Annotated in this window: 20 protein-coding genes; 7 read left to right on the forward strand and 13 right to left on the reverse strand. The window is 72.8% G+C overall.

Annotation, left to right across the window (positions count from 1 at the left end; all coding sequences use genetic code 11):
* Nucleotides 1-28: 28 nt before the first annotated feature.
* The 3 genes from ACFOX0_RS05730 to ACFOX0_RS05740 are packed head-to-tail and all read left to right on the forward strand — an operon-like array spanning nucleotide 29 to nucleotide 1,742.
* The gene (locus ACFOX0_RS05730; protein ID WP_377542477.1) at nucleotides 29-841 is read left to right on the forward strand and encodes a helix-turn-helix transcriptional regulator; all 813 of its coding nucleotides are present in this window, start codon (nucleotides 29-31) and stop codon (nucleotides 839-841) included.
* The gene (locus ACFOX0_RS05735) at nucleotides 841-1,179 is read left to right on the forward strand and encodes a cupin domain-containing protein (protein WP_377542479.1); all 339 of its coding nucleotides are present in this window, start codon (nucleotides 841-843) and stop codon (nucleotides 1,177-1,179) included. The genes ACFOX0_RS05730 and ACFOX0_RS05735 overlap by 1 nt, the downstream gene beginning before the upstream one ends.
* Entirely contained in the window at nucleotides 1,176-1,742 is a 567-nt protein-coding gene (locus tag ACFOX0_RS05740) for a hypothetical protein (RefSeq protein WP_377542481.1), read from the forward strand. Before ACFOX0_RS05735 ends, ACFOX0_RS05740 begins: the two co-directional genes overlap by 4 nt.
* 157 nt (nucleotides 1,743-1,899) lie before the next feature.
* Here the strand turns inward: ACFOX0_RS05740 and aceE are convergent, their stop codons facing one another.
* The 3 genes from aceE to ACFOX0_RS05755 are packed head-to-tail and all read right to left on the reverse strand — an operon-like array spanning nucleotide 1,900 to nucleotide 5,886.
* Nucleotides 1,900-4,650 carry a pyruvate dehydrogenase (acetyl-transferring), homodimeric type gene (gene aceE, locus ACFOX0_RS05745; protein WP_377542482.1) on the reverse strand — a complete coding sequence of 917 codons (2,751 nt, stop codon included), beginning with the start codon at nucleotides 4,648-4,650 and terminating at the stop codon, nucleotides 1,900-1,902.
* Between the two features lie 46 nt (nucleotides 4,651-4,696).
* Nucleotides 4,697-5,128 (reverse strand): hypothetical protein, encoded by a 432-nt coding sequence (locus tag ACFOX0_RS05750; RefSeq protein ID WP_377542483.1) that lies wholly within the window; start codon nucleotides 5,126-5,128, stop codon nucleotides 4,697-4,699.
* Nucleotides 5,129-5,148: 20 nt separating this feature from the next.
* Entirely contained in the window at nucleotides 5,149-5,886 is a 738-nt protein-coding gene (locus tag ACFOX0_RS05755) for a helix-turn-helix transcriptional regulator (protein WP_377542485.1), read from the reverse strand.
* A 76-nt stretch (nucleotides 5,887-5,962) separates the two neighbouring features.
* Here ACFOX0_RS05755 and fdxA point away from each other — a divergent pair, with 76 nt between their 5' ends.
* Complete coding sequence (fdxA, locus tag ACFOX0_RS05760) at nucleotides 5,963-6,304, forward strand: ferredoxin (protein ID WP_377542486.1); 342 nt, start codon at nucleotides 5,963-5,965, stop codon at nucleotides 6,302-6,304.
* 65 nt (nucleotides 6,305-6,369) lie between these two features.
* On the opposite strand, the gene ACFOX0_RS05765 is transcribed toward fdxA, so the two are convergent.
* From ACFOX0_RS05765 to ACFOX0_RS05775, 3 genes are all read right to left on the reverse strand, one after another.
* Nucleotides 6,370-7,236 (reverse strand): MHYT domain-containing protein, encoded by an 867-nt coding sequence (locus ACFOX0_RS05765; protein WP_377542487.1) that lies wholly within the window; start codon nucleotides 7,234-7,236, stop codon nucleotides 6,370-6,372.
* A 174-nt stretch (nucleotides 7,237-7,410) separates the two neighbouring features.
* Complete coding sequence (locus ACFOX0_RS05770) at nucleotides 7,411-8,352, reverse strand: TIGR01777 family oxidoreductase (RefSeq protein ID WP_377542489.1); 942 nt, start codon at nucleotides 8,350-8,352, stop codon at nucleotides 7,411-7,413.
* A gap of 151 nt (nucleotides 8,353-8,503) precedes the next feature.
* Complete coding sequence (locus ACFOX0_RS05775; RefSeq protein WP_377542490.1) at nucleotides 8,504-9,040, reverse strand: RICIN domain-containing protein; 537 nt, start codon at nucleotides 9,038-9,040, stop codon at nucleotides 8,504-8,506.
* A 199-nt stretch (nucleotides 9,041-9,239) separates the two neighbouring features.
* Between ACFOX0_RS05775 and ACFOX0_RS05780 the strand changes: the two genes are divergently transcribed.
* Nucleotides 9,240-9,644, forward strand: coding sequence for a hypothetical protein (locus tag ACFOX0_RS05780; protein ID WP_377542492.1), 405 nt, complete (start codon nucleotides 9,240-9,242; stop codon nucleotides 9,642-9,644).
* Between the two features lie 23 nt (nucleotides 9,645-9,667).
* Here the strand turns inward: ACFOX0_RS05780 and ACFOX0_RS05785 are convergent, their stop codons facing one another.
* Entirely contained in the window at nucleotides 9,668-10,291 is a 624-nt protein-coding gene (locus ACFOX0_RS05785; RefSeq protein ID WP_377542494.1) for a pyridoxamine 5'-phosphate oxidase family protein, read from the reverse strand.
* 130 nt (nucleotides 10,292-10,421) lie between these two features.
* Here ACFOX0_RS05785 and ACFOX0_RS05790 point away from each other — a divergent pair, with 130 nt between their 5' ends.
* The gene (locus ACFOX0_RS05790; RefSeq protein WP_377542496.1) at nucleotides 10,422-11,585 is read left to right on the forward strand and encodes a glycoside hydrolase family 3 N-terminal domain-containing protein; all 1,164 of its coding nucleotides are present in this window, start codon (nucleotides 10,422-10,424) and stop codon (nucleotides 11,583-11,585) included.
* A 5-nt stretch (nucleotides 11,586-11,590) separates the two neighbouring features.
* Here ACFOX0_RS05790 and ACFOX0_RS05795 read toward each other — a convergent pair whose 3' ends face one another.
* From ACFOX0_RS05795 to ACFOX0_RS05810, 4 genes are all read right to left on the reverse strand, one after another.
* Nucleotides 11,591-12,931, reverse strand: coding sequence for a vWA domain-containing protein (locus tag ACFOX0_RS05795; RefSeq protein WP_377542497.1), 1,341 nt, complete (start codon nucleotides 12,929-12,931; stop codon nucleotides 11,591-11,593).
* Nucleotides 12,928-14,265, reverse strand: coding sequence for an AAA family ATPase (locus ACFOX0_RS05800; RefSeq protein WP_377542498.1), 1,338 nt, complete (start codon nucleotides 14,263-14,265; stop codon nucleotides 12,928-12,930). The genes ACFOX0_RS05795 and ACFOX0_RS05800 overlap by 4 nt, the downstream gene beginning before the upstream one ends.
* Nucleotides 14,266-14,457: 192 nt before the next feature.
* The gene (locus ACFOX0_RS05805) at nucleotides 14,458-16,023 is read right to left on the reverse strand and encodes a hypothetical protein (protein WP_377542499.1); all 1,566 of its coding nucleotides are present in this window, start codon (nucleotides 16,021-16,023) and stop codon (nucleotides 14,458-14,460) included.
* 128 nt (nucleotides 16,024-16,151) lie between these two features.
* The gene (locus ACFOX0_RS05810; RefSeq protein ID WP_377542500.1) at nucleotides 16,152-16,733 is read right to left on the reverse strand and encodes a hypothetical protein; all 582 of its coding nucleotides are present in this window, start codon (nucleotides 16,731-16,733) and stop codon (nucleotides 16,152-16,154) included.
* A gap of 135 nt (nucleotides 16,734-16,868) precedes the next feature.
* Between ACFOX0_RS05810 and ACFOX0_RS05815 the strand changes: the two genes are divergently transcribed.
* Nucleotides 16,869-17,159 (forward strand): hypothetical protein, encoded by a 291-nt coding sequence (locus ACFOX0_RS05815; protein WP_377542501.1) that lies wholly within the window; start codon nucleotides 16,869-16,871, stop codon nucleotides 17,157-17,159.
* A 152-nt stretch (nucleotides 17,160-17,311) separates the two neighbouring features.
* Here ACFOX0_RS05815 and ACFOX0_RS05820 read toward each other — a convergent pair whose 3' ends face one another.
* Nucleotides 17,312-19,699 (reverse strand): M28 family peptidase, encoded by a 2,388-nt coding sequence (locus ACFOX0_RS05820; RefSeq protein WP_377542502.1) that lies wholly within the window; start codon nucleotides 19,697-19,699, stop codon nucleotides 17,312-17,314.
* 184 nt (nucleotides 19,700-19,883) lie between these two features.
* Nucleotides 19,884-20,054: a type II toxin-antitoxin system Phd/YefM family antitoxin gene (locus ACFOX0_RS05825; protein WP_377542503.1), complete on the reverse strand. Its 171-nt coding sequence runs from the start codon at nucleotides 20,052-20,054 to the stop codon at nucleotides 19,884-19,886.
* Nucleotides 20,055-20,128: the final 74 nt, after the last annotated feature.

The following is a 20,128-nucleotide window of genomic DNA, read 5'->3' on the forward strand; positions in this document are numbered from 1 at the left end:
GCCATGACCTACGTGATCTCCCAGCCGCGTGGACGCGGTGACTTTGCGCGCCGACGAACGCCCGGTGGACCCCGTCTACGAGGGCGGTCAGTCGCGGCAGATCCAGCCCGACGAGTGGGTGGACCGTGAGGTCTACGAGCGGAGAGGTGGAGGGGATGCAATGACGATGCCGCAGCCGGGTCAGTCCGCGCCCCGACGCCGTGGACAGGTGTTGCGGCTCCTGCGGGACGCGGCCGGCCCGATGACTATCGCCGAGATCGCCGAACGGCTCGGAATCCACGTCAACACCGCGCGTTTTCATCTCGAGAGCTTGGCCAGCAACGGTCAGGTCGAACGCACGACTGCCGACCCCGGCAGCCCGGGGCGTCCACCGCAACTGTTCCAAGCGGTACGGGGCATGGACCCGATGGGCGCGCGGCATTTTCGGGTGCTCGCCGAGGTGCTGGCCGAGGCGATCGCCGCCGATCCTGATCCGAGCGGCCGGGCCTTGGCGGCCGGTCGCTTCTGGGGACGTCACCGGGCGTCCCCCGTCGCCGACGCCACCGAACCGGCTGAAGCACGCGAGCCCGGTGAATCCGTCGAGCGGCTGATGCACATGCTCGACGAGTTGGGTTTCGCGCCCGAGCGGGCCCCCGGTGGCGACCGGCCACAGATCGGCCTGCGGCAGTGCCCGTTCCTCGAGCTCGCGGTCAGCCGGTCCGACGTGGTGTGTCCGGTCCACCTCGGCCTGATGCAGGGCGCGATGCAGTCGTGGGGCTCGCCCATCACGGTGGAGCGACTCGACCCCTTTGTTCAACCAGATCTGTGCGTGGCGCACCTCACCTCGATCGGAGCGTCGTGATGGATGTCTTGTCGTTGACCGCCCTGGCCGTTGAGCAGATCGGCGCGGCTCGTTCTTCGTCGGCGGGCCGTAGCGCCCGCACCATCCACGGCCAACACACGGCTGCGCTGCGCCAGACAGTGCTCGCCCTGGTGGCGGGCCGAGCGCTCGGCGAGCACGAAAGCCCCGGTGAGGCAACGCTGCTGGTGCTGGCGGGGCGGGTGCGGCTGAGTGCCGGCGACGACTCCTGGGAAGCGGCCACGGGTGACTATCTGGTCATCCCGCCGGCCCGCCATGACCTGGCCGCGATCGAGGACTCCGCGGTGTTGCTCAGCGTTGTCACGGCCGCCCGAGGATGACGGCATCGTCCGAACCGGCCGACCCGGACGAGGCGCCGACGCAGCAGGGGAGCGCGACGGCGCCGCCCGGCTCGCGGCGCGGTACACATCCGAGTCCGGCAGCCGTCCTGGCCGCGACCGGCGTCTGTTCTGTCGTGCTCGGTGGCCTGGTCGCCGCGGTCACCGGACCCCTCGAGCTGGCTCACGGCAGCTGGCTCGCGGCCTATCTGGTGCTGGTCGGTGGCGTGACACAGTGCGCCATGGGCCAGGCCCGGTTCCGGCGACCCGAGGTGATGCGGGCACGCGGCGGCTGGGTGCAGATCGGTTGCTGGAATCTGGGCAGTGCCGTGGTGATCGGCGCAACCCTGGCCGGTCAACCCGTGGCGGTCGACCTCGGCTCGGCCCTGCTGGTCATCGCGGTGGCGATCGCGTTCCGCGCCATGCGGCCGGGTGCTGGTACGGCTGCTCGCCCGGCCACCGGCGGGATGTCACCGCTGACCGACCTTGCCTACCGGACGCTGCTGCTCGTGCTGGCGCTCAGCATCCCGGTCGGCATGGCGCTGTCACACGTGCGGCACTCCTGAACGAGGCGCCATGGCGAACCCGTTACCTCCCCGCTGGCCCGAAGCCTGGCCGAACACACTGCATGCCAGGCTTGGGCGTGCGTCCGGCCATCGTGCTGATCCGAGCCGCCGCTGGCTCGCGAGACGCTGGTGAACTGCAGGTGGACCGCTCTCCTCTTTACTCGGCGAAGCCTTCGGTGTTGTCAGCGCTGGGAGCCGCGTCGATCTCGTTCAGCCGGTACAGCGCGATTGCCTTGTTCGGCGCGGAGTCGTCGATTTCCGCACGGTCGGCGAGTTGAGTGAGTACCCGTAGCACGATCGAGGGCGCGTCGACGTGGAAGTGGCGGCGCAGTGCCCCGCGGGTGTCGGAGTGCCCGAAGCCGTCGGTGCCCAGGGAGGACCACGGGCCGGGGACGAACGGTGCGATCTGGTCGGGGACGGCCCGCATCCAGTCGGACACGGCGGTGACCGGGCCGGGCGCCGTGGTCAGGCGGTCGGTGACGTACGGGATTCTGCGGGGTTGGCCGGGGTGGGTGAGGTTCCAGGCGTCGGCGGCGAGGGCTTCGCGGCGCAGTTCGGTCCAGGAGGTCACTGACCAGACGTCGGCGGCGACGCCCCAGTCGTCGCGCAGCAGGAGCTGCGCCTGCAGCGCCCACTGCATCGCGATGCCGGAGGCGAGGATCTGCGCGCGTGGCCCGTCAACGTCGTCGGCGGGGCTGTAGCGGTGCATGCCGGCCAGGATGCCGTCGACGTCCACGTCGGCCGGCTCGGCGGGTTGGCTGACCGGTTCGTTGTAGAGGGTGAGGTAGTAGAAGACGTCGGGGTCCTCCCCGTCGCGGGTTTCGCCGTACATGCGGCGCAGTCCGTCGCGGGCGATGTGGCCGAGTTCGAACGCGAAGGCGGCGTCGTAGGCGACACAGGCCGGGTTGGTGGCGGCCAGCAGCAGCGAATGCCCGTCTTCGTGTTGCAGGCCCTCACCGTTGAGGGTGGTCCGGCCGGCGGTGGCGCCGAGCAGGAAGCCGCGGGTCATCTGGTCGGCGGCCGCCCACAGGCCGTCGCCGGTGCGTTGGAACCCGAACATGGAGTAGAAGATGTAGAACGGGATCATCGGCTCGGCGTGGGTGGCATACGAGGTGCCGGCCGCGGTCCAGGACGCCGTGGCGCCGGCTTCGGTGATGCCTTCATGCAACAGGACGCCCTTGGTGTCCTCCTGGTAGCTGAGCATGAGTTCCCGGTCCACAGATAGATAGTGCTGTCCGTGCGGGGAGTAGATCTTCTTGGACCGGAACAGGGCGTCCAAGCCGAACGTGCGGGCCTCGTCCGGGATGATCGGCACCAACCGGTGACCGATGTGCGGGTCTTTCATCAGGTCTTTGAGCAGCCGCACAAACGCCATTGTCGTGGCGACCTGCTGCCGTCCGGAGCCGCGGGCGGCTACCGCGTACGCCGCGGTGGCCGGCAGTGCGAGCGGCCGACTCGGCGCGGTTCGCGCCGGCAGGTATCCGCCGAGGGCGTTACGCCGTTCGTGCAGGTACTCCAGCTCCGGGGACCGCTCGGGCAGCCGCTGGTAGGGCGGCAGGGTCTCGTCGAGAGCTGAATCCGGGATGTCGAGGTGCAGGCGGTCCCGGAAGCCCTTGAGGTCCTCGAGGGTGAGCTTCTTCATCTGGTGGGTGGCGTTGCGTCCCTCGAAGTGCGACCCGAGGGTCCATCCCTTGATCGTTTTGGCGAGGATGACGGTCGGCTGGCCGGTGTGGTGCACGGCGGCCTGGTACGCCGCGTACAGCTTGCGGTAGTCGTGGCCACCGCGGCTGAGCCCCCAGATCTGCTCGTCGGACAGGTCCGCGACCATGGCGGCGGTGCGCGGGTCGCGGCCGAAGAAGTGTTCCCGGATGAACGCCCCAGATTCGGCCTTGTAGGTCTGGTAGTCGCCGTCCGGGGTGACGTTCATCAGGTTGACCAGCGCACCGTCGGTGTCGGCGGCGAGCAGCGGGTCCCACTGCCGGCCCCAGACCACCTTGATGACGTTCCAGCCGGCGCCGCGGAAGAACGCCTCCAACTCCTGGATGATCTTGCCGTTGCCGCGGACCGGGCCGTCGAGGCGCTGCAGGTTGCAGTTGATGACGAAGGTGAGGTTGTCCAACTCCTCGCGGGCGGCCACGCCGATCGCGCCGAGCGCTTCGATCTCGTCCATTTCGCCGTCGCCGAGGAACGCCCACACCCGCTGCGCGCTGGTGTCTTTGATGCCGCGGTGGTGCAGGTAGCGGTTGAAGCGGGCCTGGTAGATGGCGTTGAGCGCGCCGAGGCCCATCGAGACGGTCGGGAACTGCCAGAAGTCGCGCATCAGCCGCGGGTGCGGGTAGGACGGTAGGCCGCCGGGATGCGACAGTTCCTGGCGGAACCCGTCGAGTTGGTGTTCGGTCAGCCGGCCCTCGAGGAAGGCCCGCGCGTAGATGCCCGGGGAGGCGTGGCCCTGGAAGTAGATCTGGTCGTCGCCGCCCTCGGCGCCGCGGCCGTGGAAGAAGTGGTTGAAACCGACCTCGTACAGCGATGCGGCCGAGGCGTAGGTGGAGATGTGTCCGCCGACCCCGATCCCGGGCCGCTGCGCCCGGTGCACCATGATCGCGGCGTTCCATCTGATGTGGGCGCGGATGCGCCGCTCGATGTCCTCGTCGCCGGGAAACGGCGGTTCCAGATCGGGCGGGATGGTGTTGAGGTAGTCGGTGCTGTTCAGGCTGGGCACGCCGACGTGCTGTTCGCGGGCTCGTTGCAGCACGCTGAGCATCAGATACCGGGCCCGGTTGGCTCCGGCGTGCTCCACGACCGCGTCGAGCGACTCCCGCCATTCCTGAGTCTCGGCGGGGTCCACATCGTGCAGTTGGCTGGGCAGTCCGTCGCTGATCAGCGGCTGTCGGTGGGTTTCTGCGGTCATGGCACGGGAGCCTTTCTCACAGCGTTGCGTGCGTCGGGTGGCGGGCTCAGGGCACCAGTCGCAGCGCGAGCACGATCCCGAACGTGGGCAGGAGCAGGACTTTGGCGCACTCGGCGGCGACGTAGGCGAGGTGCAGGTGCGATCGTGGTGGCTCATGCCCTTGGACGAGTTGTCGGGCACGACGGTCCAGGCGGGGACGCACCACCGCTACCTGGACGACCAACAGCGCCCAGAGGGCGATCAGCACCGTCGTCGGGACGCCTTCGACGGTGGATCTTCCGGCCGTGCTCGTGAGCACGGTCAGCGTCAAGATGGCGGCGAGAACGAGTTCCGCGGCGTTGAGTACCCGAAAGACCAGCCGGCCGATGCCGAGCCCGAGCGGCACCGTGATGCCGGGCGCGCGGAACTTCAACGGGGTCTCCAAGAAGGAGATCGCCAGGACCATGCCCAGCCAGACGAACGGGACAGCGATAATCACCACGGCAGCGGGTCGCGCGGTCACGGCTTGCCCCCGACACCCGGCGACGGCGGAGCCTGTAGTCCTTCGACCGGCGCTGTCGCGGGAGAGATCTGGGCCAGGCACAGATGCGGCTGGACGAACGGTCGCAGGCTGACGGCCGCGGGTGGGGCGTCGACGTCGGCCAGAGTCCGCCGAAGCAGACCAAGGTGCACCGAGCAGACGACATCCGGGTGCGTGGCGGCGACCGCGCGAAACGGGCAGGCATGCAGCCGGATCTGGAGGTTGTCACCGTCGCGGGCGAGGTCTGGGTCAAAGCCCAACTCGGCGAACACCGCGTTCACGTGCACCGCGGCCTCATCCAGCGTCGCCGCGGCGGCCGTCGGCCCGGGTTTGCGTTGTCCGCCCCATTCCCAGCCGGCCCGTTCGGCGCGCCGCGCGCGTTGGTCACCTTCCCCGGCGGCCCACTGGGAGGCGAGGATCCAGGACAGCAGCTCGTAACCGGAGGAACCGCCGGCGGCGTGACTGGCCGGCAGGTAGAGCCGACGGGGACGCCCCCGCGTGCCGGACCGGCCGGCCCGGCTGATCACCAGGCCGGCGTCGGTGAGCACATCCAGGTGGAACCGGACCGTCGTGACGTGCAACCCGCACGCCGCGGCGAGTTCGCGCACGTCCAACGGCCGCTCGCTGGCGCGCAAAGCGTCCAGCAGCCGCAGCCGGCTCGCGACGGCAAGCGCTCCGTGCGTCTGGCTGCGCTCACCTGCTCGGTCGTCGTTCACCCCTCCACCATAATAGAAATGATGCTGATAGTCTAAAATCCGGTGAGCGGACACCTGCCAGAGAAGGGAGGCCGACATGACGTACGTGATCGCGGAGCCCTGCATCGACGTCGTCGACCGGGCCTGCGTCGAGGAATGCCCGGTCGACTGCATCTACGAAGGGGACCGGGCGCTGTACATCCACCCGGACGAGTGCGTGGACTGCGGCGCCTGCGAGCCGGTCTGCCCGGTCGAGGCGATCTTCTACGAGGACGACCTGCCCGCCCAATGGTCGGTATTCACCGACGACAACGCCCGGTTCTTCACCGAACCGCTGCCCGGGGCAGCGACGGCCTTGGACTCACCTGGCGGTGCCGCCAAACTCGGCCGGGTGGGAGTAGACACCCCGCTCGTCGCCGGCCACCCGCGTCCCGCCTGACTCCGCTTCCGCCAGCCGGACGTATCCGGTCAAGGCGGCGGGGCGGCGCCCCGCGCCGGACTGCCTCAGCGGGTCGGTCGGTCGCGCCGGTCCGCTCGGGGTGGCGCGGACAGCGTGCTCCGGCCGCGCAGGCCGACCGGGTCGTACGCTGGCTGCTCGGTTGCCCGGGCGGCCTGCCGCGCCTCGAGGTAGGCCGGGCCGGTGAGGTCCTCGGTGGAGGGGGCGAGCATCAGCGCGTACGCCAGTCCGATGCCGACCACGATGACCGCCAGCACGATCGGGACCAGCAGGGTGCTCACGGTGGCGCCCTCGGTGGGGCCCGCGACCGGCCGCAGCCGGACCGACATCGCCGTCATGCCGGTGAAGTGCATGCCGTTCACGGCGATTCCCATCACCAGCGCGGACCCGGCGACGGCCAGCGGGCGGCGGACCGTCATCGCCAACCAGAGCGCGGCGACGGCGGCCACCACGGCGATCAGCACCGACAGCACGACCCGCACCCGGTCGTAGCCGATGTCGCCGCTCAGGCGCATGGCCGCCATGCCGGTGTAGTGCATTCCGGCCACGCCCAGGCCGGTGATCAGACCACCGGTCAGCAGCCGGACGGCGCCGGCCCGCAGCCCGACCACGGCCAGGCCGACGGCCACCGCGGCGACCGCGATGACGGCGCTGGCCAGGGTGAGTCCGACGTCGTACCGCAGGACGGCGCCGTCGACCGCGAAGCCGAGCATCGCCATGAAGTGCATCGACCAGATGGCCGTCCCGCCGAGCGCGAACGAGGCCAGCGCCAGCCACCAGACGCGCTGCCGGGTGGTCGAGGCGGCCCGGAGCCGGATCGCGCAGGTCAGCCCGAGCAGCGAGCCGAAGACGGACAGTGCGTAGCTCAGGACCGGGGTGATCCAGCCGTACGCGAAGTGGTGTACGTGAGCCATGGAGCCTCTCCCGGTCGTGAAGTCGGAACGGGACCGCCCTCGGCGGTCCCGTCGACAGGACCAGTCAAGCCTAACCGATCTTCAGGTTGCCTGGTTGTGGGCTGTGCACCCGTGGGCTGCGGGCCACCGGGTGGCCCGTCGGGCCGGTCGGCGGTCACGAACCTGCCCGGTCCGTCAGCCTCGGCGGCGCCGTGCCGTCAGATCCGCGGCCGCGGTCCCCCATCGCGGATGGAGGAAGGTGAAGCCCGCGTCCGTGAGCCGCCCCGGCGTCACCCGCCGGCTCTTGCGCAGCAGTTCGGTGTCCGACCGGATCACGAAGGCGCCGAGTTCGGCCATCCATCCGGTGGCCGGCAGGCCGAGCGGCATCCGCCAGGCCGAGCGCAACTCCCGCATGAACTCCCGTTGGGGCAACGGGTGGGGTGCGGCCAGGTTCACCGCCCCGGCGACGTCGTCGCGTTCGATCAGAAACCGAATGGCGCGGGTGAAGTCCCGCTCGTGGATCCAGGAGACGTACTGTTCACCACCGGCGACCGGTCCGCCGAGTCCGAGCCGTGCGAGCCAGCTCAGTACGTCGAACACGCCACCACGGTCGGGGCTCATCACCATGGCCGCCCGCAGCGCGACCTTGCGGGTGCCGGGGGTCGCCGCCCGTTCCTGCGCGGCCTCCCAGTTCTTGGCGATCTCGACGCTGTACGCCCAGTACCCGGGAACGCCGTGCTCGCCGCCGCCGATCAGACCGTCGTACTCGTCGTTGGCCGCGTCGAAGCGGTGCGCATAGATCGTCGCGGTGCTCATCTGCAGCCAGACCCTGGGTGGCCGGGCGGCTTCGGCGATGGCCTCGCCGACCACCCTCGCCGACTCGACCCGTGAGCTCATCATGGCTTCGAGGTTCTCCGCGGTGTACCGGCAGCTCACGCTGCGTCCCGCGAGGTTGATGACGACGTCGCTCCCGTCGACGTGCCCGATCCAGTCGCCGAGCGTGCGACCATCCCAGTGAACCTGGCGCTCCCCTCTCGGTGAGCGTGTCAACAGCACCACATCGTGACCCTCCGCTGTCAACGTCCGATCCAGAATTCTGCCGATCTGCCCGGTCCCGCCGGGAATGACGACCTTCACGGTCTCCCTCGTTCGACGCCGTCGCTGAACCTGCTCGATGAGGTGAGCGTACGGCGAGGCGACCGCGGCAAACCCGGGCAACGTCGCGGCGTAGAGCGCGGTTGCGCACCGGCGCGGGGTGGACCAGCCACCCCGCGCCGCCCCCCCCGGGTCAGGACGTCCAGCGCCAGAGCCATTTCTGGCTGGTCAGGTTGTCGTTGCAGCCGTTCAGCCCGACCGGCGTGCCCGCGGCGTACGAGCGCAGGTCCAGGCACATCCGGTTGCCGCTGCCGGCGCTTGCGATCTTGTAGTCGAGGATGGTCCACCGCTGACTGGCCAGCCCCGAGTTGCAGTAGTTGAGGATCACCTGCGAGCCCTGGGCGTACGAGCGCAGGTCCCAGCACTGGGTGTAGCCGCTGGACGCGGACGCGATCGTGCAGTCCGCGTTCGTCCCGGCGCAGTTCCACCACCATGCCTGGCTGGTCGCGGCCCGGTTGCAGTAGTACAGCCCCACGGTCGTGCCCGGCGCGTTCGACCCGATGTCGAGGCACTGGCCCCAGTTGGTCGCCCGCGGGGTCATGTTGTGGTTGCCCGCCGCGGCCCGGGCGGGCCCGGCCGCGAGCGCCACCGACGCCAGCAGGACGACCACCGCGGCGGCGACCCGGACGAGGGCGGGCCGGACCCGGCTCCGCCTGATCCCGTCGTACATCTTCTGCTCCCTGTCTCGACAACGGAGTGCCATGCCGACCGACGGTAGGGAGTGGACCTTTCAGAGCCCTTTCACGCCAGGTCAGGGGCCGCCGCGGCGGTCGACTGCCGCCCCCGTTCTGCGGTGCCGGCCGGCCGTCACTAGGCTTCGATCGACATCGGTCGACCGGATTCCGACGAAGGGACGGCCAGCTTTGATCATGGCTCTGTTGCTCGACCTCGCCAACATCGTGGGCGGTTTCCTGCTCGCGGTGGCGCTGCTGCGCCGGTTGCCGCGGGTGGGGGACGACCTCGGCCGGTTCGCCGGCCGGATCGCGGCGTTCGGCTGGGTGGTCGGCGTCGTCGCGCTGGTGACCGGCGGGTACTACCTGATCGTCCACCTGGTCTCCGGGCCCCGGGTGTTCCACTTCGAGGTGGTCGGGATCGCGGTGGGCGTCGCCCTGCTGTGGGACCGGCTCACCGGACGGGCCGCCCCCCGGGCCGACGACCCGGGTGCGGGTCGGCCGCTCGACCGGGGCGCGACCGGTCCGGCGTTGCTGCTATCGATCTTCGGTCTGATCGCGATCGTGGTGGGCATCCAGGGGCTGTTCACCCCGGACGGGTGAGCCGGCGGGCCGGCCCCGGTCGGTCAGTGCCCGCCGGGGCCGGGCACGGGCACGGGCGTCGGGGTCGGGGTCGGCGGGAGCGGCAGCGGCAGCCCCGGCAGCCCGTCGATGCTGACCGCGATGTGCTCCTTCTTCGCGAAGTACGCGTCCAGCGAGGCGTCGTCCTCGCGCGCGAAGCGCTTGCCGTGCAGGTCCCGGTCCTCGTCGTAGGTCATCAGCGGCACGGCGTAGCCGCAGGTGTCCCGGATCAGCTCGGCGCGGACGACGATGATCGCCCGCAGGCCGTGCCGGTCGGTGTCGATGTCCGGGAAGTGGACGACCAGGTCCGCCCAGCGGGGATCGTCCCGGAACACGGGGGTGCCCCGCCCGTGCACCCGGACGATGTTCGGCGGGCCCCGGAACGCGCACCACATCAGCGTGATCCGGCCGTTCTCCCGCAGGTGGGCGACGGTCTCGGCGTTGCTGCCCGCGAAGTCGAGGTAGGCCACCGTGTGCTCGTCGAGGACGGCCAGGGAGCCGCTCAGTCCCTTGGGTGAGAGGTTGACCGTGCCGTCGGGGGACAGCGGCGCGGTGGCCGTGAAGAAGATCGGCTGTGCCTCGATGAAGTCACGCAGCCGGCCGTCGATACGCTCGTACGTCTTTCCCATGACCCCATCCTCGCCGCCGGCGGTCGGTCGGGTCACCCCGCGTCCCACCGTCCGACCGCCTACCCATGCCGCCGGGACCGGATCGCCGATCCGGCGTACGGCGGGCCCGGTCGTCCGTAACGTGGGCGGGGTGAGCGAGGTTCGCGTACCGCGGCGGCTGTTGCTGGCCGGGGCCGGGTCCGCCGTGGCGGCGGCCCTGACCGGGTGCGGCGCGACCGCCGCCACGAAACGCCCGGCCGGTACGGCGCCGTCGTCCCCGGCCGGTGCGGACGCCGCGCTGCGGCGCAAGATCGCGAGCCTGCTGGTGGTCGGCTTCCGCGGCGAGCGGGTGACCCCGAACGACTGGATCGTCACCGCGCTGCGGGACGGCCTCGGCGGGGTGATCCTCTTCGACCAGGACCTGGAGACGAAGACGGTCCGCAACATCAGCTCGCCGCCGCAGGTGACGGCCCTGGTGAAGTCGCTCCGCGAAGCCTCCAGCCCGCGACTGATCGTCTCCGTCGACCAGGAGGGCGGGCAGACCTCCCGGCTCAATCCCGGCAACGGCTTCCCGGCCACCCGGTCCGAGGCGGAGATCGGCGCGGCGAACTCACCGGCCACCACCCGCGGCTGGGCGCAGGGCCTGGTCCGCGACCTGAACTCGATCGGCATGACGCTCAACTACGCCCCGGTCGTCGACCTCGACGTCGACCCGAACAGTCCCGCCGTCGGCAAGCTCGGCCGCAGCTTCTCGGCCGATCCCGACGTGGTGGTCGGCAACGCGACCGAGGAGATCCAGGCCCATCGGGCCGGCCGGGTCAAGACCGTCATCAAACACTTCCCGGGCCTGGGCAGCGCGACCGGGAACACCGACTTCGACGTCGTCGACGTCAGTTCCACCTGGCAGGCGCGGGAGCTGGAGCCGTTCCAGCGGTTGATCGCGGCCGGGGTGGTCGACTCCGTGATGGTCGCGCACATCCTCAACACCCAGCTCGACCCGAAGCTCCCGACGTCCCTGTCGCCGGCGGTGGTCACCGACCTGCTGCGCGGCCGGTTGGGCTGGAAGGGACCGGTGGTCAGCGACGACATGCAGGCCGCCGCGATCACCCGCCGGTACGGCGTCGACGACGCCGTGGCCCTGGCCCTGGCGGCCGGCGTCGACCTGCTCGTCTTCGCCAACCAGCAGGTGTACGACGACACCGTGTTCACCCGCACCGTGGACAACGTCGTCAACCTGGTCCGGTCGGGCCGGCTCACCGAGGCCCGGATCGACGAGTCCGTCGCCCGGGTCGACACCCTCCGCCCATCCGGCTGAACGGGTCACCGGTCAGGGCCGATGGTGACCACGCGGGCCCAGTCCGGCGGGTGGTCCGGCACGTGGTCCGGGTCGTCCTCGTCCCAGGACGAGGACGACCGGCCCCGGGGGAAGAGGCCCACCACCGTCCGGCACGGCGGACGGCGGTCCGGCCAGGGCGTCTGCCCGTCGGTGAGGACCACCACGACGTCCGGCCGGGTCCGCAGCGCCCGGGCGAAGCCGGTACGCAGGTCCGTGCCACCGCCGCCGACCAACGGGATTCCCTCGGCGCGGCACAGCCGGCGCGCGGCCCCGGCGGCGACGTCGCAGGACAGCACGCTGACCAGGTCCCGCCGGCCGCCCAGGGCCCGGCCGATGGCCGCCACCTCCAGCAGGGCGCTGCCCAACTCGGCGTCGCTGACCGAGCCGGACGTGTCGACGACCACGCAGACCCGCGGCGGCCGCCGGCGCAACGCCGGCAGGACCACCCCGGGCAGCCCGGCGGACCGGCGCGCCGGCCGGCCGTACGTGTAGTCCTCGCCCGCGCCGCCGGTGGTGGCCGCCGACCGGACCGCCGCCCCGAGCAGGTCCCGCCACGGCTGCGGCGGGTGGAACGCCTCCTGGGCCCAGCGTCGCCAGCCCTGCGGTACGTCGCCGGGCCGGCCGGTGATGCCCCGCGCGACCCGGAACCGGACCGCGTCCCGTTCCTGCGGACTGAGCCCGTGCGCGCCGTCCGGACCGAGGTCCCACTCCCGGTCCAGCCCGTCGGCGCCGCTGCCGCAGTCCAGCCAGACGAAGTCCTGGGTGTACGGCCCGAGCTGGAACTGGCGCAGGTAGTCCTCCATCAGCCCGTCCCTCGCCAGGCCGAGTCGTTCCGGGTCGACGCAGCCGTCGGGGCGGGCCAGCCCGTCGCCGTACGCGTCGTCGTTGATCTCGCAGTCGGCGGCGATGTTGATCCGCAGCCGGTCACCCCGGCCGGTCAGGCCGCGCTCCTTGGCCACCCGGTCGCCCCGGCCGTGATGGTCGCGCAGCAGATGGGACACCTCGTGCACCCACACGCCGGCCAACTCCTCGACGGGGGTGCGGTCGACGAACGCGGGGGAGACGTAGCACCGCCAGTGCCGGTCCACGGCCATCGTGGGCACCCGTCGCGACGGCACCGGGTGCAGCGCGAACAGCGCGGTGGCCAGGTAGGGCCGGGCCCGGGCGGCCTGCAGCCGAGCGGTGTAGAGCTTGTCCCGGTCCAACGCCACGGCCGCGGTGGTCGCCGACCTGGCGGTCGGCCGTCGGGTCTCGGGGCAGCCGACCGGCCGGCTCGTGGCCGACTGCGGTGCGATCGGCGTGCCTGCCGGCTGGGGTGCCGTCATCGGGTGGCACCGGCGGCGAGCGCGACCCGGGTGGTCGCCTCGTCGGCCCGCCGGCTCAGCCGCACCGCCCCGGCGAGCTTCTCGATCGCCGGCGGGACGTCCCAGTCGTCCCGGCGCAGCGCGGCCAGGGTGCTGGCCGGCACCACCACCAGATCCGGCGCCCCGGTCTCCGCCGCCCGGGCCAGCAGCGCCCAGGCCGCGTCCCAGCGGGACCGCTCGGGGCGCGCGCGGACCGCCGCCACCACCCCGTCGAGTACGGCCTGGCGCAGGTCGCCCCGCTCGGGCAACTCGGCCGTCGCCGGATCGGCCAGCAGGTCCTCCGGATCGGGCAGGTCCATCCGGTCCAGGCTGGCCAGCAACTCCAACCCCGGCCCGTCGCCCACCGTGCCGCGGACCAGCATGGACAGCACCTCCCGGGAGGTGCCGGCCGCGGTGGCGAAGGCGATCAGCCGCAGCGTCATCTCCCAACTGCGCGGCGACGGCCACGGCCCGCCCCGCCGGGCCTCATTGTCCGGCAACCGGTGCACCAGGGTGGGCCGGGCGGTCAGCAGGCCGCACACGGCCCGGCGGGCGTACGCCACCGCTCCGGTCAACCGGTCCGGAGACAACCGGGGCAGCGCGGCCCGGGGCCAGGTGCCGCCGAGGCCGCGGACCACCACGTCGGGGTCGTGTGTCCAGCGCAGGTGCACGAACCGGTTGGCCAGCGGCGGGCTCAGCTCCCAGCCGTCGGCGGCCGAGGCGCGCGGGTTGGCGGCGGCCACGATCCGTACCCCGGGCGGCAGCCGCAGCGCGCCGACCCGCCGCTCCAGCACCAGCCGCAGCAGGGCGGCCTGCACGGCGGGCGGGGCGGTGGACAGCTCGTCCAGGAAGAGCAGCCCACGGCCGGCCCGGACCAGGCGTACGGCCCAGTCCGGCGGGGCCATCGGCACGCCCTGGTTCGCCGGGTCGTCGCCGACCACGGGCAGGCCGGCGAAGTCGGACGGCTCGTGCACGCTGGCGATCACCGTGGTCAGCGGCAGGTCCAGGGCCGCGGCGAGCTGACCCAGGGCGGCGGTCTTGCCGATCCCCGGCTCGCCCCACAGCAGCACCGGCAGGTCGGCGGCCACCGCCAGGGTCAACGCGGCCAGTTGATCGTCCGGCCGGGGCTCGGTGGTGGTGTCACCGAGCAGGGCCAGCAGGTCGGCGGCCACGTCGAGCCGAGCGGTGGGGCGTGTTCCGTCGCCGGCGGTCGGGCCGGGAAAGGTCGTAGTGATCGGCCGGTCGTCGCCGTCCGGGCGAGGCCGGACGGCGGGCGCGGTCGTGCGGGTGGCGGTGGGCTGGTCGTACGTACGCATGGGCATCACCGTGGGTGTGCGGGGCCGGCGGCGTGCCGGCCGGGACGGGCATGGGGTTGGTGTGGGCCGGCGGCGTGCCGGCTACGACGGGCATGGGTTGGTATGGGGGCCAGCGGCGGGTCGGTCGGGATGGCGAGAGTCCGTGCGTGGGCGTGCTGACCGCTGGATGGTGGATGGGTGCCGGTTCTGACGTCAGAAGTGCGCGTGGCGCGGGCGCTCCCGGTGGCCGCGCGGGCGCGCGGTCCGGCACGACAGGGTCCCGTCCAGGCCCGCGCGGGTCGGGTCGAGGCCGGTCAGGCCGACCTCGGCCAGCCCGGAGCGGAACAGCCCGTGCTGGACCCGGCGGGCCGCCGCCGTCGCCAACTCGTCCCGCAACGCACCGCCGCGCAGCACCGCGTCCGGGCCGAGAAGGCGCTCGACGGCGGCCACCGCCCCGGCGGTGTCGCCGTGGTCGAGCCGGGCGCGGATCTCGGTGAGGCGCTCCGGATGTCGGTGCGCCTCGTCGATCGCCCGCAGGCAGGGCAGCGGGGTGCCGGTCAGCGCGGCCAGCAGCTCCTCGCGACGGATCTCGGCCGGGTCGTGGTCCAGCGGGACCAAAATGCCGTCCACCAGGCCGATCCGGTGCCGGGCGCCCCGGCAGTCGACCAGGCGTGTTCCGGTGCCGCCGACCGGCCGCGGCCCGGTGCCGGGGGTTGCGGGCGGCCCGGTGTCGGGGGTTTGGCGCGGTCCCGGACCGTCGGTCGGGGCCGATCCGGCGCCGGCCGGCGGCCGGTCGGGCGCGAGTGCCGCCGCCACCAGCGGGTGCAACCGGTCGACGGTGAGCAGGCCGGCTCGCAGCAACGCCAGGTCGGGCAGCAACCAGGTGGCCGCGTCCGGCAGCACCGGCAACGACTGTGCCGCCCGCCGACCGGTACGGTCCCGCAGCTCACCGCCGGCGGTCAGCTCCAGCACCAGCCGGCGCCGGCCACCGAGCCGTACGGCGAACCGGCCGGTGTCGCGGCCCTCGGCGCGCAACAGGATCGCCGCCTCGGCCGCCCAGCGGTGCGTCGCGCAGTCGTAGCCGGCCGGCACGACGGCCGGCGACCCGGACGGGTCGCCAGTCGCCGTGGTGAGTCCGTCGGCCGGGTCGGCGCGGACCGGGCCGGCGGTGCAACGGCCGGCCGCGTCCGGGCCCGCCGACAGCCGATCGGCCGCGATGTCGCCGCCGACGGGAAGGTCCGCACCGGCCCGGGCCCGCAGCTCGTGCGTGCGGCGGGCGTCCCAGAGGTGGCGGTGCAGGTCGAGCCGGAACCGCCGGTCGGGGCGCGGGTGCGGATGCGGGCCGGCGTCCGAGCGGGTGCCGTCCCACAGCGCCAGGCTGAACCGCTGCCCGGCGTCCGCCCAGGCCGGCGGGGTGCGGGCCACGAACCACAGTGTCCCGCCGGGGCAGCCCACGTCCGGATAGTGGGCCAGCAGCACGGTCAGGCCCGGTCGCAGCAGCCCGTCCGGTCCGATCCGCGGCAGGTGCCAGCGCAGCAGGTCGGGAGCCAGGTGGCGGAGGTCGTCCCGGAGCCGGCCGGCGAGGTGGTGGCCGTACCGGCGGGCGACGGCGCGCAGGTCCAGGTCGACGTCGACCCGGGCGGCGGCGCACGCACCGGCCCAGTCCCGGACGAGCCGGCGGGCGGTCGCGGCCTTGATCATTTCGGGCGGCACGGCGAACTCGCGCACGCGCAGCCAGCAGGAGAGGCGGGAAGCCCGGTTCGCGGGGGATGGGTGCATCAGCACTCACCTTGCGCGGACGGGACCCCCAATCTGTTACCGGAGGTAATCATCGTCGGGCAGCATACCGCCGTCCCGCCCGGCGGGCCAGCGCGGCGGTGTCCACATCGCACGGACCGGGTCGACGGTCAGGCGCCGATCAGGGCGAGCACCAACCGGATCTGCTCGCCGAGCATCCGGGCCTGGTGGACGCGAAACGGGTACTCGACCGGCCGGTCCCCGCCCTGGTCGGTGATTTCCAGCACCACCGCCGGGTACGCGGGCCGGGCCGTCGGCTGTTCCAGCCACAGCCGCACGATGGTGGACGCGCCGACGGGACTGGCCGGGTACGGCGCCGAGCAGTGGATGTCCTCCACGCGGCAGATGGCGGCGCGGGTGCACCAGTCGGGGTGTTCCGGCTCGACCGGCACGGCCACCGGCGGCACGCCCGGCACCGGGATGTGGTGGGTCAGTTGGGGTGGTTCCGGCAGGCTGGCGGTCTCGAACTCGTAGGAGTTGCCGCAGTGCCGCCGACCCAGCGGGCCGGCCAGCATGTGCAGCGGGGTGAGGCCGGCCCGGACGACCTGGGCGGCCAGGTCGACCAGGTGCTCCCGGCAGGCGTAGCCGTGCCCGACGAGCGACCGGTACGGGTCGGCGGCCGAGGGTTGGTAGATCTCGATCATCTGGTCGGCGGCCTGCTCGCAGCCGAACAGCGCGGGAATGATGGACATTGGCGGGACCTCGCTTCCCGTCAGACCCTGGGTTGGCGCTGGCTTCGCCGACCGGGGCAGTTCCTCAGGTCACCATCGAAGGTATGGCAGCTAGGCCCAGTAAGCAAGACTCAACTGGGCCTAGCAAAGAACAGTGTGCTGGGCATCAAGTATGCCCATGACAGCATGTGCCGCATGGCCAACCTTGATCATGCCGTGAAGGCCTACCGCGCCTCGCTCGCCGCCGTCGAAGCGGCGAAGCAGGAAGCGGAGCGGCGGGTCAAGGAGTCACGGGAGCAGGTCGCCGTGCGGCGGGCCGAACTGGCGGCAGCCATCGTGGAAGCCGCGCGCGACGGCGTGCGGCAGGTCGACATCATCCGGGCGACCGGCTACTCCCGGGAGCGGGTCCGGTCCATCCTTCGCGCGGGTGGCGTCGAGCCGGAGTAGGTCGGAGCGCCCTCCGGAGGCGTCCCGATTTCGGCGCTACATCAAAGATGTAGTAGCTACTACTTTTTTGATGTAGCCCCGAAATTGGGTCCGCTCACCGCCGGGCGTCCCGTCAGCGCATGTCCGGCGGCGACAGGTGGGCGCGCGGCCGGTCAGAACGTGTACGTCCGGGCCACCGCCAGCATCTCCGAGGTGTGCGAGCCGGCCACGCCGACGTCCGCGGGGCGGGGCCGGAAGCCGGGCAGGCCGGTCAGCCCGTCGCTGGCGTCCATCGCCCGCAGCGCCACCTTCTCCGCCTTCGGCGCCAGCACCAGCTCGATCTCCACCCCGCCGGGCGGCGGGGCGTGCAACACGATGCCGTACGACCAGGGGCGGGCCGGGCCGGCGGCGGTGTCCGGAACGGGGTGGCCGGCCACGGTGACCGCGCGGACCTCGGCGGTGCCGGCGTCGACGTGCAGCGAGACCAGCCGGACGCCGGAGCGCTGCGGGACCAGTTCGACCCGCAGGGTGCGTCGGTCACCGGCGCGGGTGTCGGCGAGCACCTGCACGGTCGGCGCGGGCAGGGCGGCGGCCTGCGCCGGTCCGTAGCGCATCGGGCGCGGGCCGAGCGCCGGGAAGTCGGCCTCGACGGAGCCGCGGTCGTGGACGTACTGGGCGGTCCACGGCTGCGGGTCGTCCTCCTGGCTGACCCAGCGGGCCGTGCCGGTGCCGGCGTCCAGCGCGTACATCAGTTGGGTGGGTGCGGGGTGCGCGGCGTCGAACCGGTCGGTGGACAGGCCGAGCGCGGCGAACACCACGGCGGCGAGAGCGGCGACCAGCGGCGGCAGCGTCGCCGCCCGCCGGGCCCGCCAGGCGGCCAGCCCGAGCTGCCCGCCGGCGACCGGGAAGAGCAGCTCCAGCACCGGCAGCGCGGCCAACCCCAGCAGTACGGCGAAGAGCGCGGCCGCCCCGCCCTGGGCCATGCCCAGCGCGGGGAAGAGCAGCGTCACCGTGGGCAGCAGGATGAGCACCGCGACCGCGGCGGCGGCGGTCGGGCCGGCCAGTGCCCACCAGCGGCCCGGCCGGACGGTGAGGGCCAGCAGCCCGCCCAGCGCGCCGGCCAGGGCGGGCAGGGTGGCCAGGTACGCCCCGCCGGGGGCGAGGCCGGCCAGCAACACACCGAGCCCGGCCAGCCAGCCGAGGGCACCGATCGCCAGGGCGGCCGGGCCGGTCCGGCGACGGGTCAACGCGTACCAGGTGAGCAGGACCGCGGCGGCGAGCGCGCCGACCGCGAGCCGGTACCACAGCGGACGGTACGGGTCGAGCAGCTCCCGGTAGCCGGGCCGGACCGTGGTGACGCCCCACCAGAACAGCTGGGCGGCCAGCGGGGCACCGGCGAGCGGCACCAGGGTCAGCGCGAACCCGGCGGCCAGCCGTGGCCAACTGGTCCGGTCCCGGCGGCGGGCCAGCCAGGCCAGCGCCGCGACCGCGACGACGGCCAGCAGCGCCAGCGGCCAGACCAGCCAGGCCGGGTAGCGGACCAGGCCACCCGGCACCGGGAAGTAGGTGGCGTCGCCGCCCGCGGCCAGCGCCGGGATGTCGGTCGCGCCGAACGCGCGGGCCAGCCCGAGGGCGTTGTCGCCGTGTGCCTGCAGGCTGGACCGGTCCATCGCGGCCGGGGTGTCCAGCGGGGTGTGGTAGACCGCGCCACCGTCGATGTAGGCCGAGTTGAGGCCGACGAAACCCTTGGCCTGGAAGGCGGTGAAGTCGGTGTCGTTGGGCAGCAGCCGGTAGACCTCCACGGCGAACGAGGTGCCCACCGGGTGCGGCGCGGCGCCGGCGAAGAGGTCGACCAGCTTCGCGTTGCGCCGGGACGTCTCGAACATGATCACCGGGCCGGTGCTGCCGCGCGCCTCCAGGTTCAGCACCACGCCGCCCTGGGCGGCCAGCGGGTGGCTCGCGGCGAACGCCGACGCGCCACAGAGGCAGGCCTCCTCGGCGTCGGTGAGGACGAAGACGATGTCGTTGCGCGGCCGTGGCCCGGTGGTCAGCGCCCGGGCCACCTCCAGGATCGCCGAGGTGCCCGCGGCGTCGTCGTTGCCACCCGGCCCGGTCTGCACCGAGTCGTAGTGCGCGACCACGAAGACCCGGCCGGTGGGCGCGCTGCCCGGCAGCCGGGCCACCACGTTGCGGACGTGCCCGAGCGTGCTGCCGCCGGCCGCCCCGCTGAGCTGGCCGGCCTCGTCGGCGACGGTGTCCTGCACCTCGGTCTGCAGGCCGAGGCCGCGCAGCGTGTCCACCAGGTAGCCGCGGACCCGGTCGGCGGCCGGGCTGCCGGCGACGTGCGCCTGGGCGGCGATGGTCTGGACGTGCCGGTACGCCCGTCCGGCGCTGAACCGTCCCGGGTCCGCGTCGGCCGCCCGGGGCGCCGGGTTCTGCAGGTTGACCAGGGCCCCGACGGCGACGGCCAGCAGCGCCGCGACCGCCGCGACGGCGGACCACCGGCGGTGCCGGGGACGGATCAGGGCCCGGTCGGCCGGTGGTTCCTCGGGGGTGGCCACGGGTTCCTCCAGCGGGACGCGGGACGGGGGATGGTCATCATCCAGCACCGCGAGCCGGGATGACCAGGGCCCCGCCCGTACCCGTCGCCGGCGGCCGCGGCTACCGGAATGCGGGCCAGTGCTCCGGCCTTCAGGTCGGGGGTGGAGGCCCGCGCTGGGAGGGCCGCTAGGCCCGAGCAGTGCCTTAACCTCGCGCCTGCTCACTCTGCTCGGCCACGGGAACCGGCACGATGGCGGCGATCCGGCGGCCATTGCGGGTCACGTAGAAGGTCTTGCCCTGAACGGCGGCATCGTTCAAGACCTCGGCCAGGTTCTTCCGCAGCTCGGCAACGCTGATCTCGTTCGTGTCGGTCATGGCAGACATCGTACATTTCTGTACACTGTTGTACGTGCAGCTTCGTTATACCTTCCGTGTCTACCCGACGTCCG

The organism is Micromonospora zhanjiangensis, assembly GCF_042650605.1.
Taxonomy (GTDB): domain Bacteria; phylum Actinomycetota; class Actinomycetes; order Mycobacteriales; family Micromonosporaceae; genus Micromonospora_J; species Micromonospora_J zhanjiangensis.

Bases quoted from the DNA above. Each gene is read 5' to 3' on its own strand.
- ACFOX0_RS05805 (WP_377542499.1), bottom strand. From the start codon at position 16,023: ATGCACCCATCCCCCGCGAACCGGGCTTCCCGCCTCTCCTGCTGGCTG.
- ACFOX0_RS05795 (WP_377542497.1), bottom strand. From the start codon at position 12,931: ATGACGGCACCCCAGCCGGCAGGCACGCCGATCGCACCGCAGTCGGCC.
- ACFOX0_RS05765 (WP_377542487.1), bottom strand. From the start codon at position 7,236: ATGGCTCACGTACACCACTTCGCGTACGGCTGGATCACCCCGGTCCTG.
- ACFOX0_RS05780 (WP_377542492.1), top strand. From the start codon at position 9,240: ATGGCTCTGTTGCTCGACCTCGCCAACATCGTGGGCGGTTTCCTGCTC.
- ACFOX0_RS05775 (WP_377542490.1), bottom strand. From the start codon at position 9,040: ATGTACGACGGGATCAGGCGGAGCCGGGTCCGGCCCGCCCTCGTCCGG.
- ACFOX0_RS05785 (WP_377542494.1), bottom strand. From the start codon at position 10,291: ATGGGAAAGACGTACGAGCGTATCGACGGCCGGCTGCGTGACTTCATC.
- ACFOX0_RS05800 (WP_377542498.1), bottom strand. From the start codon at position 14,265: ATGCGTACGTACGACCAGCCCACCGCCACCCGCACGACCGCGCCCGCC.
- aceE (WP_377542482.1), bottom strand. From the start codon at position 4,650: ATGACCGCAGAAACCCACCGACAGCCGCTGATCAGCGACGGACTGCCC.
- ACFOX0_RS05735 (WP_377542479.1), top strand. From the start codon at position 841: ATGGATGTCTTGTCGTTGACCGCCCTGGCCGTTGAGCAGATCGGCGCG.
- ACFOX0_RS05810 (WP_377542500.1), bottom strand. From the start codon at position 16,733: ATGTCCATCATTCCCGCGCTGTTCGGCTGCGAGCAGGCCGCCGACCAG.
- ACFOX0_RS05825 (WP_377542503.1), bottom strand. From the start codon at position 20,054: ATGACCGACACGAACGAGATCAGCGTTGCCGAGCTGCGGAAGAACCTG.
- ACFOX0_RS05740 (WP_377542481.1), top strand. From the start codon at position 1,176: ATGACGGCATCGTCCGAACCGGCCGACCCGGACGAGGCGCCGACGCAG.
- fdxA (WP_377542486.1), top strand. From the start codon at position 5,963: ATGACGTACGTGATCGCGGAGCCCTGCATCGACGTCGTCGACCGGGCC.